General features: G+C 70.1%; 9 protein-coding genes and 1 pseudogene. All 10 read right to left on the bottom strand.

Annotation, left to right across the window (positions count from 1 at the left end; all coding sequences use genetic code 11):
• Positions 1–39: 39 nt before the first annotated feature.
• The gene (gene tpiA, locus AB0I21_RS01190; protein ID WP_360558129.1) at positions 40–822 is read right to left on the bottom strand and encodes a triose-phosphate isomerase; all 783 of its coding nucleotides are present in this window, start codon (positions 820–822) and stop codon (positions 40–42) included.
• Positions 823–825: 3 nt separating this feature from the next.
• Positions 826–2013 (bottom strand): phosphoglycerate kinase, encoded by a 1188-nt coding sequence (locus AB0I21_RS01195; protein WP_360558131.1) that lies wholly within the window; start codon positions 2011–2013, stop codon positions 826–828.
• Complete coding sequence (gene gap / locus AB0I21_RS01200; RefSeq protein ID WP_344503013.1) at positions 2010–3014, bottom strand: type I glyceraldehyde-3-phosphate dehydrogenase; 1005 nt, start codon at positions 3012–3014, stop codon at positions 2010–2012. The genes AB0I21_RS01195 and gap overlap by 4 nt, the downstream gene beginning before the upstream one ends.
• 573 nt (positions 3015–3587) lie before the next feature.
• Positions 3588–4568, bottom strand: coding sequence for a DNA-binding protein WhiA (whiA, locus tag AB0I21_RS01205; protein WP_033359740.1), 981 nt, complete (start codon positions 4566–4568; stop codon positions 3588–3590).
• Positions 4559–5530 carry a uridine diphosphate-N-acetylglucosamine-binding protein YvcK gene (yvcK, locus tag AB0I21_RS01210; protein WP_360558133.1) on the bottom strand — a complete coding sequence of 324 codons (972 nt, stop codon included), beginning with the start codon at positions 5528–5530 and terminating at the stop codon, positions 4559–4561. The genes whiA and yvcK overlap by 10 nt, the downstream gene beginning before the upstream one ends.
• Positions 5531–5549: 19 nt before the next feature.
• Positions 5550–6446, bottom strand: a complete 897-nt coding sequence (gene rapZ, locus AB0I21_RS01215) for an RNase adapter RapZ (protein WP_354888173.1) — start codon at positions 6444–6446, stop codon at positions 5550–5552.
• A gap of 1187 nt (positions 6447–7633) precedes the next feature.
• On the bottom strand, positions 7634–9661 hold the full coding sequence (uvrC, locus tag AB0I21_RS01220; RefSeq protein ID WP_360558135.1) for an excinuclease ABC subunit UvrC: 2028 nt from the start codon (positions 9659–9661) through the stop codon (positions 7634–7636).
• Between the two features lie 53 nt (positions 9662–9714).
• Positions 9715–10137, bottom strand: coding sequence for a Rieske (2Fe-2S) protein (locus AB0I21_RS01225; RefSeq protein WP_360558137.1), 423 nt, complete (start codon positions 10135–10137; stop codon positions 9715–9717).
• Positions 10138–10266: 129 nt separating this feature from the next.
• Positions 10267–10776, bottom strand: a complete 510-nt coding sequence (locus tag AB0I21_RS01230; protein WP_360558139.1) for a Rieske (2Fe-2S) protein — start codon at positions 10774–10776, stop codon at positions 10267–10269.
• A 458-nt stretch (positions 10777–11234) separates the two neighbouring features.
• Positions 11235–14132, bottom strand: a pseudogene (gene uvrA / locus AB0I21_RS01235) (excinuclease ABC subunit UvrA); the annotation flags it as partial.
• Positions 14133–14154: the final 22 nt, after the last annotated feature.

Genomic DNA, 14154 nt, shown 5'->3' on the forward strand with positions numbered 1-14154 from the left:
GCCCGGGTCCGGGCCGCGCGACGCTGCGTTCTGAGCTGGTTACTTGCCGAGGCGGCAGATGCGGACAAAACCCTCCGCATCGATGCTGGCGCCACCGACGAGCGCACCGTCGATGTCGGGCTGCTCGATGATCGACGCCACGTTGTCGTGCTTGACCGAGCCGCCGTAGAGGATCCGCACCCGGTCGGCGGTGCCGCCGGTGTACTTCTCCGCGAGGCGGGTCCGGATCGCGCCGATGACCTCCTGCGCGTCCTGCGGCGTCGCGACCTTGCCGGTCCCGATCGCCCACACCGGCTCGTACGCCACGACGATCTTCTCGACCTCGTCGGTCTTGATCTTCTCGAGGCCGGCGTCGAGCTGGGCGAGCGTGTAACCGACGTGCTCGCCGGCCTCACGGACCGCCAGGCCCTCGCCGACGCACAGGATCGGGGCGATGCCGTTCGCGAGCGCGGCCTTCACCTTGGCGTTGACGAGCGCGTCGTCCTCGCCGTGGTACTGGCGGCGCTCCGAGTGCCCGACGACGACGTACTGGCAGCCGAGCTTCGCCAGCATCGCGCCGGAGATCTCGCCCGTGTACGCACCCGACGAGTGTTGCGACAGGTCCTGAGCGCCGTAGCCGATGAGCAGCTTGTCGCCGTCGACCAGCGTCTGCACGCTGCGGATGTCGACGAACGGCGGCAGCACGACCACCTCGACGTCGTTGAGCTGCTGCTCGTTGAGGCTGAACGCCAGCTTCTGCACCAGGGCGATGGCCTCGAGGTGGTTGAGGTTCATCTTCCAGTTGCCGGCCATGAGCGGCCGGCGGCCGGTTGCTTCTGCCATCGCTCAGGCCTCCAGTGCCGTGATGCCGGGCAGCGCCTTGCCCTCGAGGTACTCCAGGGACGCGCCACCACCGGTCGAGATGTGGCTGAACCCGTCTTCCGGGATGCCGAGCGCGCGCACGGCCGCGGCCGAGTCACCGCCGCCGACGACGCTGAAGCCGTCGATCTTGGTGATCGCCTCGGCGACGCCCCGCGTGCCGGCCGCGAACGGCGCCAGCTCGAAGACGCCCATCGGCCCGTTCCAGAACACGGTCTTCGCGGACTCGACGGCCTGCGCGAACAGCGTCACCGACTCCGGTCCGATGTCCAGGCCGAGCTCCTCGGCCGGGATCGCGTCCGCGGCGACGACCTGGGTCTTCGCGTCGGCCGCGAACTTGTCCGCCGTCACCACGTCGACCGGCAGCACGATCTTGCCGCCACCACGGGCGAGCAGGTCGGCGCAGGTGGCGACCATCTCGTCCTGCAGCAGGCTCTTGCCGACCTCGTGGCCCTGGGCCTTGAGGAAGGTGAAGCACATGCCGCCGCCGATGAGCAGCTTGTCGACCTTCGGCAGCAGCGCCTCGATCACGGCGAGCTTGTCGGAGACCTTCGAGCCGCCGAGGATGACCACATACGGCCGCTCGGGGTCGCCGGTGAGCTTCGACAGCACGTCCAGCTCGCGCTGCACGAGGCCGCCCGTGTACCGCGGAAGCAGCGCCGCCACGTCGAACACGCTCGCGTGCTTGCGGTGGACCGCACCGAAGGCGTCGTCGACATACACGTCGGCGAACTCGGCGAGCTGCGCGGCGAACCCGCCCCGCTCCGCCTCGTCCTTGCTGGTCTCACCCTTGTTGAACCGCAGGTTCTCCAGCAGCGCCACGTCACCGTCGCCGAGCCCGGCGACCGCGGCCCGCGCCGACTCCCCCACCGTGTCGGTGGCGAACGCGACCGGCTTGCCCAGCAGCTCGCCGAGCCGGTGCGCGACCGGCTGCAGCGTGTACTTCGGGTCGGGCTCGCCCTTCGGACGGCCCAGGTGCGACACCACGGTGACCCGCGCGCCGGCCTCACGCAGCGCGTTGAGCGTCGGCAGGACCGCCCGGATGCGCCCGTCGTCGGTGATCTTGTCTCCGTCGAGCGGAACGTTCAGGTCGGCGCGCAGGAGCACGCGCCGACCCTTGACGCCCTCGCTCAGGAGGTCGTCGAGCGTCTTCACAGGCCGGTGCCCACCAGCGTGACGAGGTCGACGAGGCGGTTGCTGTAGCCCCACTCGTTGTCGTACCAGCCGACGACCTTGACCTGGTTGCCGATGACCTTGGTCAGGCCCGCGTCGAAGATGCACGAGGCCGGGTCGGTGACGATGTCGCTGGAGACGATCGGGTCCTCGGTGTAGGTCAGGATGCCCTTGAGCGGACCGTCGGCGGCGGCCTTCATGGCGGCGTTGACCTCGTCGACCGTGGTCTCGCGACCCACGGTGACGGTCAGGTCGGTGGCCGAGCCGGTCGGGATCGGCACACGCAGCGCGTAGCCGTCCAGCTTGCCCTTGAGCTCGGGCAGGACCAGCGAGACCGCCTTGGCGGCACCGGTCGAGGTCGGCACGATGTTCAGGGCGGCGGCGCGGGCGCGACGCAGGTCCTTGTGCGGGGCGTCCTGCAGGTTCTGGTCCTGCGTGTACGCGTGGATCGTGGTCATGAGGCCACGCTCGATGCCGAACGTGTCGTTGATGACCTTGGCCATCGGCGCGAGGCAGTTCGTGGTGCACGACGCGTTGGAGATGATGGTGTGGTTCGCGGCGTCGTACTTGTCCTCGTTGACGCCCAGGACGACCGTGACGTCCTCGCCCTTGGCCGGCGCCGAGATGATGACCTTCTTCGCGCCCGCGGCGACGTGGACCTTGGCCTTCTCGGCGTCGGTGAAGATGCCGGTCGACTCGATCACGACGTCGGCGCCCAGGTCGGCCCACGGCAGCTTCGACGGGTCGCGCTCAGCGAGCGCCTTGAACGTCTTGCCGTTGACGGTGATCTCGTCGGAGGTCGCCTTCACCTCGTAGGGCAGGCGGCCCAGGATGCTGTCGTACTTGAGCAGGTGCGCCAGCGTCGCGTTGTCAGTGAGGTCATTGACGCCCACAATTTCGATGTCAGCGCCCTTGGCCAGCGCCGCACGGAAGAAGTTGCGGCCGATGCGGCCGAAGCCGTTGATGCCAACCCGGATGGTCACTTCGACACATCTCCTCGCCTCGTCGCGGCCGGCCGTTGCCGATGCCGGTCGCCCGTGAGTGATCATGGCTCGCCCGGTCGTGGCCCTAATCGGTGAGGCCCATGAGCGGGGAGCGGCCGCGTAGAGCGGCATACGGACGGCTTCGTCGCCGAACAGGAAAACCCTATCGCCTGCACAGCGCCGAACTCCCGCGGGGGTGTCTGAGCACACAGCCCGATCACGGTTTTCACCCTCCCTCGGCGGGGTGCGGGATGGTCCCGTGCCCCGTGCGTCGACGTTGGGGACATTGTCTCGCCGGGGTACGACAAAAACGGGCGCGATCGAGGCATCCCGCGGCGGGCCTACGGCCGGTCGTCCACGCGGCGCGCCCTCGCCCATGATCCGGAAGACCTTGCGCAGCCCACGGTGCACAACCTCTTCCGGATCACGGGAACCACCTGCCCCTCGTGATCCGGAAGAGTTCGTGTGGCGCTGGGGCACACGGGACTCCGGACAATGTGCACAGCTCAGCCCGCGACACGTCCCGCCCCGAGGCGGTCGCGGCCGCCAAGGACCGGAGTCCGCACGGATGAGCTAACTGACCAGCATCTCCGGCGTGACGGCGGACTCGGTGTCGGGAATTCCGAGGTCGCGGGCGCGCTTGTCGGCGAGGGCGAGCAGACGCCTTATGCGCCCGGCGATCGCGTCCTTCGTGAGCGGCGGGTCAGCGAGCGCGCCGAGCTCCTCCAGGGACGCCTGCCGGTGCTCGAGGCGCAGGGTGCCGGCGCTGAAGAGGTGCTCGGGGGCGTTGTCGGCGAGGATCTCCATCGCGCGCGCGACCCGGGCGGCGGCGGCCACGGCGGCGCGGGCGGAGCGGCGCAGGTTGGCGTCGTCGAAGTTGGCGAGGCGGTTGGCGGTGGCCCTGACCTCGCGGCGGACCCGGCGCTCCTCCCAGGTGAGGACGCTCTGGTGCGCGCCGATACGGGTGAGCAGCGCGGCGATCGCGTCGCCGTCCTTGACCACGACGCGGTCGACGCCGCGGACCTCGCGGGCCTTGGCGGTGATCCCGATGCGCCGGGCGGCGCCGACGAGCGCGAGCGCGGCCTCCGGACCGGGGCAGGTGATCTCCAGGGCGCAGCTGCGGCCCGGCTCGGTCAGCGAGCCGTGCGCCAGGAACGCGCCCCGCCACGCCGCGACGGCGCAGCACATGTTGGCCGACACGACGTGCGGCGGCAGGCCCCGGACCGGCCGTCCACGGACGTCGAGCAGTCCCGTCTGCCGCGCGAGCGCCTCGCCGTCCTTGACCACGCGCACGATGAAGTGGCTGGCCTTCCGCAGGCCGCCGGACGCGAGGACGTGGATCTCGCTCTGGTACCCGTACACCTCCGAAACCTCCCGCCGGAGCCGGCGGGCGGCGGCGTTGGTGTCGAGCTCGGCCTCGACGACCACCCGGCCGGAGACGATGTGCAACCCGCCCGCGAAGCGGAGCAGCGCGGCCATCTCGGCGCGCCGGCAGCAGGGTTTCGCTACATCCACCCTGCTCAGCTCGTCCTTGACCGCAGCGGTCATCGCCATTCTGTCGTCACCTCGCGGGGCTCAATCGAACTGTCGGTGGTGCTGCTCAGCAGTGGTTTCAAGGCTGTGGCCAGCGCGTGCGGGTCGTGCAGCGGTGCTCCGTCAGCGACAGCCATCGGCGCGAGCACCAGACGTGCACCCAGCGATTCTGCCGCACGATGGACCGGTTCGGGGTCGCCTACGGCTTTCCCGTCGGCAAGAACTACATCGACATGTAACCCAGGTAGGTAACGACGCAGGGCGGCAAGGTGTTCCGGCAAGGTCAGGCCGGCCGTCTCGCTGTCGGGCGCCAGATTGAGCGTGACCAGGCGCTTCGCGGGACTCATGGAGATCGCTGCGGCCAGTTCGGGCACCAGCAGATGCGGGATCACGCTGGTGAACCACGATCCTGGTCCGAACAGCAACCAGTCCGCGTTCTTCGTCGCATGTACGGCTTCCGAGCAGGCCTCCGGTGCGACCGGCACGAGCCGGACCCGGTCGATCCGCTTCGGGGTGACCGCGACGGCATGCTGACCGCGCACCGTCACCACTTCACCACACTCGGACAGGTCCGCCTCGATGTGCAGCGGCTGCCGCGACATGGGCAGCACCCGCCCGTCGCAGCGCAGCATGTGCGCCGCCTGGTCCAGCGCGACGACTGGGTCGCCGGCGAGCTCCATCAGAGCGCACAGGACGAGGTTGCCGACCGGGTGCCCGGCGAGGTCGTCGTTGCCGGCGAACCTGTGCTGGAACACCTCCGCCATCGCCTCCTCGTCGGCGAGCGCGGCGAGCGCCTGGCGCAGGTCCCCGGGCGGCAGGATGTCGCGGGTCGCGCGCAGCCGCCCGCTGGACCCCCCGTCGTCGGCGACCGTGACCACGGCGGTGATGTCCAGCGGCGTGTCCAGGTGGATCCGCCGCAGCGCCCGCAGGGACGCGGACAGCCCGTGCCCACCACCGAAGGCGACGACCCTCACACCGCTCACGCCATCACCTCCGCTGCGCTCATTCGCGCCCCAGGTCGCGGTGCTGCGGCGCGGCGGCCAGGCGCATCTCGCGCAGCCGCCGGGCGAGCTCCTCGGCGATCGCGACGCTGCGGTGCTTGCCACCCGTGCACCCGACGGCGATCGTGAGGTAGCGCTTGCCCTCCCGCTCGAAGCCTGGAGCGGTCGCGTTGATCAGCCGGGCGTACGTCTCCACGAACGTGACCGCGCCGCGCTGCCCGAGCACGTACCGGCTCACGTCGGTCTCGCGTCCCGTGTGCTCGCGCAGCTCCGGCACCCAGTACGGGTTCGGCAGGAACCTCGCGTCGAGGACGAAGTCGGCGTCGGGCGGCAGGCCGTACTTGAAGCCGAACGACAGCACCGTGACCCTGATCTGGGTCGTGTCCTCCTCGCCGAACATCTCCTCGATGCGCCCGCGGAGCTGGTTGACGTTGAGGTGGCTGGTGTCGATCAGCACGTCCGCCTGCTCGCGGGCCTCCTGGAGCAGCTTCCGCTCGGCGGCGATGCCGTCCGACAGCCGCCCGCCGCCCTGCAACGGATGCGACCGGCGCACACTCTCGAACCGCCGGATCAGCACCTCGTCGTCGGCGTCGACGAACACCATCCGCGGGTTGAACCCCCGCTCCCGCAACGACTTCACCGCGCCCGGCAGATCGGTGGAGAACGCGTGGCTGCGCACGTCGAGCACCATCGCCGTGCGCCGCGCCGCCCCCCGCGCCGCGAACGCCAGCTCCGCCATGTCGAGCAGCAGCGCCTGCGGCAGGTTGTCCACGACGTAATACCCGACGTTCTCCAGCGCCCGGGCGACCGTGCTCCGCCCTCCGCCGGACACCCCCGTCACGATGACCAGGTCGGTCGCCGTGCGGTCAGGCACCCCCGACGCTTCTTCGCTCACCACGCCGACGAGTTTATGCCGTGCCGTCCGCCCGTCCGGCGGCTCGGTCGGTTTGTACCTTTTCAGGGTCCCCCAGCCCAGCCGGGAAGCACGCATGACGCCCTCCACAGCACTGAACCTGCACGGGAACGGAGCCAGGCCGATCAGCGCGACCACACCACTGAACGCACGCCCACGCCCATGCGGGCAGGTCTCCTCCACCACGCCGACCTGCCCTGCCACTCCCACAGCGACCGGCGTACCGCAAGCGGATCCCTCAGCCGACAACCGGCCACCACGATGATCGAAGGACGCCCCTGGCCGCCCGGACAACCACCACGCGACTTCGATCACTCCGCGTGAAGCCAACGACGGCACGAAAGCACCGAACGACACCCCCGACCGCACCGAACCATCCGAAAACGGCAGCCGACCCACACCCGCATCCCTCAACCGAAACCCAGCCACCACCATGATCGAAGAACGCCCCTGGCCGCCCAGACGACCACCACATGACATCGATCACGACGCCCACCACCACAACCGCCCCCGCTGGCCACCAGGCCCCCGCGAGTTCGGCGATCAGAGTGAGGCAGCGCTGGTCGCGAACCCACGGCGGCGGCAAGGTCACCGTCGGCGATCGGCGCGACGCACACTGGTCGCGAAAGTCAACGCCGGCGAGGAAGCTCCAACTAAACGCCGTCAACGGCGCTAGATCACGTGAGGACGGCAGCCGACCCGCGGGCAGATCCCTCAACCGAAACCCGGCCACCACCATGATCGAAGGACGCCCCTGGCCGCCCGGACAACCACCACACGACATCGATCACGACGCCCACCACCACGACCACCCCACCGACCACCAAGACCGCCCGCGAATGGGACAGCACCGGTTGTAACCACGACGGCGCTGGACCATGTGAGGACGGCGGTCAAGGAACATCACCGCGACCGCGCCACCTGGCGCCCGCCCCAGCCGGGCGGAAAAAGAACCCCACCTCCGTGCTGGCCTGACCGGTTACCCACAGAGATCGGCGAACCCGCACGCGGACAGCGACGCAACGGCAGCCGACCCGCAGGCGGATCCCTCAAACAAAGCCGGCCACCGCCATGATCCAAGAACGACTTCGGTCACGACGGCTATGACCGCGATCGATCCGCCGGGAAGAGGTCGGGAAGAGGCCCGGACCGTGGGTGAGGTCTGCGGTTGGTTAGGAGTCGGAGGACGAAGAGGTCGGGTCGATCACCGGCGGTAAGGAGGCAGGAGCCGGCGCCAACGATGCAGCCGGTGAAGAGGGCGCAGCCGGCGCGGGCGAAGGTGGGCCGTTCACAGCGACCAGAATCGCCTCCGCCGTCCGGCGGCCGATGCCCGGCACCTCGGCGATCTCGTCGATGCTGGCCGCCTTGAGACGCTTCAATGAGCCGAAATGGCGCAGCAGCGCTTTGCGGCGGATTTCGCCGAGGCCGGGGACGTTGTCGAGGGTCGATTCGGTCATGCGCTTGGAGCGCTTCTGGCGGTGGTAGGTGATGGCGAAGCGGTGGGCCTCGTCGCGGGCGCGCTGCAGGAGGTAGAGGCCCTCGGAGGCGCGGGGCAGGATGACGGGGAACTCGTCGTCGGGGAGCCAGACCTCCTCCAGCCGCTTGGCCAGGCCGCAGATGGTGATGTCGTCGATGCCGAGGTCGAGCAGGACCTGGGCGGCGGCGTTGACCTGGGGCTGGCCGCCGTCCACGACGACGAGCTGGGGCGGGTAGGCGAACTTGCGGGGCCGGCCGGTCGTCGGGTCGATGCCGGGGCGGGACGGGTCGGCGTCCTCCTCGGCCAGCGAGTCGAGCTCGACCTTGGCGTCCAGGTAGCGGGCGAAGCGCCGCCGCAGGACCTCGGAGATGGCGGAGACGTCGTCGGTGGCGCCGTTGATGGCGAAGCGCCGGTATTCGCTCTTGCGGGACAGGCCGTCCTCGAAGACGACCATGCTGGCGACGACGTCGGTGCCCTGGATCTGGGAGATGTCGTAGCACTCGATGCGCAGCGGGGCGGTCTGCATGCCGAGCGCCTCGGCGATCTCCTCCAGGGCCTTGCTGCGGGTGCTCAGGTCGCCGGCGCGGCGCAGCTTGTGCTGCTGGAGGGCCTGCTCGGCGTTGCGCGCGACGGTCTCGGCGAGGGCCTTCTTGTCGCCGCGCTGCGGCACGCGGATCGCGACCCGGCTGCCGCGCAGCTTGCTCAGCCAGTCGGCGAGCGCGTCGACGTCGGCGGGCAGCTCGGGGACGAGCAGCTCCTTGGGCAGGTCGGCGGGGTCGGTGCCGGCCTCGGCGCCGTAGATCTGGCTGCAGAAATGGTGGACGAGGTCGCCGGCGCTGAGGTCCTCGGTCTTCTCCACGACCCAGCCGCGCTGGCCGCGGACCCGGCCGCCGCGCACGTGGAACACCTGGACGGCCGCTTCCAGGGGGTCGTCGGCGAACGCGACCACATCGGCGTCGGTGCCGTCGCCGAGCACGACCGCCTGCTTCTCCACCGCCCGGCGCAGCGCGCCCAGGTCGTCGCGGATGCGGGCGGCGCGCTCGAAGTCCAGCTCGTCGGAGGCGGCGAACATCTCCCGCTCGAGCCGTTTGACCATCGTGTCGGTCTTGCCGGCCATGAAGTCGCAGAAGTCGTCGACGATGCGGCGGTGCTCCTCCTCGCTGACCCGGTCGACGCACGGCGCGGAGCACTTGCCGATATAGCCCAGCAGGCAGGGGCGGCCGATCTGGCCGGCGCGCTTGAACACGCCGGACGAGCAGGTCCGCGCCGGGAACACGCGCATCAGCAGGTCGAGGGTCTCGCGGATCGCCCAGGCGTGCGCATAGGGGCCGAAGTAGCGCACGCCCTTGCGCTTGGCGCCGCGCATCACCTGCAGGCGCGGATAGGCCTCGTCGAGCGTGACCGCCAGATACGGGTAGCTCTTGTCGTCCCGGTAGCGGACGTTGAACCTGGGGTCATACTCCTTGATCCAGTTGTATTCGAGCTGGAGCGCCTCGACCTCGGTGCCGACCGTGACCCAGTCGACCTTGGCCGCGGTGGTGACCATCTGCTGGGTGCGCGCGTGCAGGGTCCACACGTCGGCGAAGTAGGAGTTGAGCCGCTGCCGCAGGCTCTTGGCCTTGCCCACGTAGATGACGCGGCCCGACGGGTCGCGGAACCGGTAGACCCCCGGCGTGTCGGGAATGGTCCCGGGTGCGGGTCGATACGTGGACGGATCTGGCACTCTTCGAGACTATCCGGGGGGTACGACAAAACGCCGACCCCCCGGAAGCGCGCTCATGCCAGGGAGATGTTGTCCCCGTCGATCTTCAGGGTCTTCTCGGCCAGGCCCTTGGTGGCCGGGCCGTTCTTCACGGAGCCGTCGGCCGCGGAGAAGACGCTGCCGTGGCACCGGCAGTTGATCGCGCCGGCCGAGACGTCGGAGACGACGCACGACTGGTGGGTGCAGATCGAGCTGAACGCCTTGAACTGCCCGGCCTCCGGCTGGGTGACGACAACGCCGCCGCCGTCCTTGAAGATCTTGCCGCCGCCGACAGGGATGTCGGCCTTGGTCGCCAGGACGCCTGAGGCGGCACCGCCGGTGCTGCTGTCGCCGGTCTTGCCGCTGTCGTCACTGTCGTCTCCACAGGCGGCGAGTGCCGTCACGGCCGTGATTCCGGCCGCTCCGGCGAGCACCGCGCGGCGAGTCGTGTCACTCATAGGCTCCTCCAAGGTCGTTGGCCTGCTGGCTACGCCAGGAACTACGTAGATCATGGAGCGTACGGTTCAATGCTCAACAAACTCTGAAAATCCGTTACCTGCCCGTGACATTCACGGGAGGCTAAGCGACTACGCCTCGACGACGTACCCGGCCTGCACCTTCACGGGCACGGCGTTCAACCCGCGCGTCGCCGGGCCCCGCGCGAGGCTGCCGTCCGCGATCTTGAACTGCGAGTTGTGCCCCGGGCACATGATCGTCGTCGCTCCGGGCGACGGAGGCTCCACGGCGACGCCCTGGTGGGGGCAGCTCGCCTGGTACGCCTTGAACGTCCCCTGCTTCGCCTGCACCACGAGAATCGTGTCCTTGGCGATCACACCGCCACCGACGGGCACGTCCTTCACGGCGACCAGCGCACCCGCCGGCGGCGCCGCGTCGCTGGCACCCGTCGCGGGCGCGGTGTTGTCGAACGGGTTGGCCGCGGTCGTCGGCGCGGCGGAGGCAGGCGGCTGGCTGCCCGCGGCCGCCGGGGTCTCCTCGTCGCCGCCGCAGCCCGCCAGCACCGTCACGCCGAGCGCGCCCGCGCCCAGCAGCAGTGCCCGGCGGGCCGAGCAGGGGTTGAACACGTCCTGAACCGGCACGTCTTGTCCTCCTGGGGTGGGGGCCTTGCCAGCGGCCACCGTAGCAGCGCCAGATCCACACCGTCCCCCGGTCGCCACATCCGCCAGCAGGCGACACCTCGTCCCCGTTTCGGCATTTTCGCTGGTACGACCGCTGCCGGCCGGACCAGAAAACTCCGGCGGAACGGAGCACAGCCAGACGCCGGTCGATCAGCTCCGCGCCCGACGCGCACGCCGAAGATCGACCGGCGCAGGTGGTGACCCGCTCAGCCCTTCGCCGCCGCCTTCTTCGCCGGGGCGCGCTTCGCGGGTGCCGCCTTGGCCGCCTTCGCGCGGGTGCCCGTCGCCTTGGCGGGCCGCGCGGCCGCGGTCCGGGCCGGCTCCGCCGCCGGGAGGTCGTCGGGCTCCACGGTCGTGACCGCCGCCCGGGTCCGCGGCGCCGCTGCCTTCCGGCCGGCCCGGGCCGGTGCGGACACCGCGCCGTTGGCCTTGACCGCCCGGTCGCGGGCCGCGGTGTCGCCGCTGACGTCGCCCTTCAGGCCCAGCACCGGCCGCAGGAACTTGCCCGTGTGGCTGTCGGCGATCTCCGCGACCTCCTCCGGCGTGCCCACCGCGACCACCGTGCCGCCCTTGTGACCGCCCTCGGGGCCCATGTCGATGAGCCAGTCCGCCGACTTGATGACGTCGAGGTTGTGCTCGATGACGATGACGGTGTTGCCCTTGTCGACGAGGCTCTGCAGCACGATGAGCAGCTTGCGGATGTCCTCGAAGTGCAGGCCGGTCGTCGGCTCGTCCAGCACGTACACAGTGCGGCCGGTGGACCGCTTCTGCAGCTCCGACGCGAGCTTGACCCGCTGCGCCTCGCCGCCGGAGAGCGTCGGCGCGGGCTGGCCGAGGCGCACGTAGCCCAGGCCCACGTCGTTGAGCGTCTTCAGGTGCCGGTGGATGGCGGGGATGGCCTCGAAGAAGCCCGCGGCCTCCTCGATCGGCATGTCGAGGATCTCCGCGATCGTGCGGCCCTTGTAGTGCACCTCGAGGGTCTCGCGGTTGTACCGCGCACCCTTGCAGACCTCGCACGGCACGTACACGTCGGGCAGGAAGTTCATCTCGATCTTGATCGTGCCGTCGCCGGCGCACGCCTCGCAGCGCCCGCCCTTCACGTTGAACGAGAAGCGTCCCGGACCGTAGCCGCGCACCTTCGCCTCGGTGGTCTCGGCGAAGAGCTTCCGGACGTTGTCGAACACGCCCGTGTAGGTGGCCGGGTTGGACCTGGGGGTGCGGCCGATCGGTGACTGGTCGACGCCGACGACCTTGTCGACCTGCTCGAGCCCCGAGATGCGGGTGTGCCGGCCGGGCGCCAGGCGGGCGCCGTTGACGACATTCGCGAGGACCGCGTGGAGGATGTCGTTGACCAGGGTCGACTTGCCGGACCCGGACACGCCGGTCACCGCCACGAACTGCCCGAGCGGGAACGGGACGGTCAGGTTCTGCAGGTTGTGCTCGCGGGCGCCGACGACGACCAGCTCGCGGCCGGGCGTGCGGGGCCGGCGGATCTCCGGCGTCGGGATGCTGCGCCGACCCGCCAGGTAGGCGCCGGTCACCGACTCCTCGGCGGTGATCAGCTCCTCATACGGCCCGCTGTGCACGACCCGGCCGCCGTGCTCGCCGGCGCCGGGGCCGATGTCGACGATCCAGTCGGCGGTGCGGATCGTGTCCTCGTCGTGCTCGACCACGATCAGCGTGTTGCCGAGCCGCTTGAGCCGCGTCAGGGTCTCGATGAGCCGGTGGTTGTCCCGCTGGTGCAGGCCGATGCTGGGCTCGTCCAGCACGTACAGGACGCCGACGAGACCGGAGCCGATCTGGGTCGCGAGCCGGATGCGCTGCGCCTCGCCGCCGGACAGGGTGCCGGAGGCCCGGTCCAGGGACAGGTAGTCGAGGCCGACGTCGACGAGGAACCGCAGCCGGGCGTTGATCTCCTTCAGGACCCGCTCGGCGATGAGCTTCTGCCGGTCGGTGAGGGTCATCGCGCCGAGCAGCTCCGCGCAGTCACCGACGGACAGGTTGCAGATGTCGGCGATGCTGTGCCCGGCGATGGTGACCGCGAGGATCTCGGGCTTGAGCCGGGACCCGCCGCAGGTGCCGCAGGGCACGTCGCGCATGTATCCCTCGTACTTGTCGCGGGACCAGTCGCTCTCGGTGTCGGCGTGCCGGCGCTCGATCCACTGCACCACGCCCTCGAAGCCGGTGTAGTAGGAGCGCTCGCGGCCGTACTTGTTGCGGTACCGGACGTGGACCTGGTCCTCCGACCCGTACATGATCGCCTTCTGCGCCCGCGACGACAGCGCGCGCCAGGGCGTGTCCAGCGTGAAGCCGGCCTCCGCACCCAGGGCCTCCAGCAGGCGGAGGAAGTATTCGAGGGTGTGGCCGGTGGCCCAGGGCGCGATCGCGCCGCCGCGGAGCGTCTGCTCCGGGTCGGGCACGATCAGCTCCGGGTCGACCTCCTTCTTGGTGCCGATGCCGGTGCAGTCGGGGCAGGCGCCGTAGGGCGCGTTGAACGAGAACGAGCGGGGCTCGAGGTCCTCGATCGACAGCGGGTGCTCGTTGGGGCAGGCGAGGTGCTCGGAGAAGAGCCGCTCGCGGTGCTCGTCGTCCTCAGGCACGTCGACGAACTCGAGGATGACGATGCCGGCGGCGAGCTTCAGCGCGGTCTCGACCGAGTCGGTGAGCCGCTGCTTGGACGACGCCTTCACCGAGAGCCGGTCGACGACGACCTCGATGGTGTGCTTCTCCTGCTTCTTGAGCTTCGGCGGCTCGGTCAGCGGGTGCACGACACCGTCGATGCGGGCCCGCGCATACCCCTTCGACTGCAGCTCCTGGAACAGGTCGAGGTACTCCCCCTTGCGGCCGCGCACGACCGGGGCGAGCACCTGGAAGCGGGTGCCCTCCTCCATCGCGAGGACCCGGTCGACGATCTGCTGCGGCGTCTGCCGCGTGATCAGCTCGCCGCAGACGGGGCAGTGCGGCTCGCCGATGCGCGCATACAGCAGCCGCAGGTAGTCATACACCTCGGTGATCGTGCCGACCGTCGAGCGCGGGTTGCGCGAGGTCGACTTCTGGTCGATGGAGACCGCCGGCGACAACCCCTCGATGAAGTCGACGTCGGGCTTGTCCATCTGGCCGAGGAACTGGCGTGCGTAGGACGACAGCGACTCCACATACCGCCGCTGCCCCTCGGCGAAGATCGTGTCGAACGCGAGGCTCGACTTGCCGGAGCCCGAGAGCCCGGTGAACACGATCATCGCGTCGCGCGGCAGGTCGAGACTGACGTCGCGGAGGTTGTGCTCCCGAGCGCCACGGATGATCAGACGATCCGACATGCTTCCCCTTGGCAGTGAATAT

This window comes from Dactylosporangium sp. NPDC050588, from assembly GCF_040654975.1.
Lineage (GTDB): Bacteria > Actinomycetota > Actinomycetes > Mycobacteriales > Micromonosporaceae > Dactylosporangium > Dactylosporangium maewongense.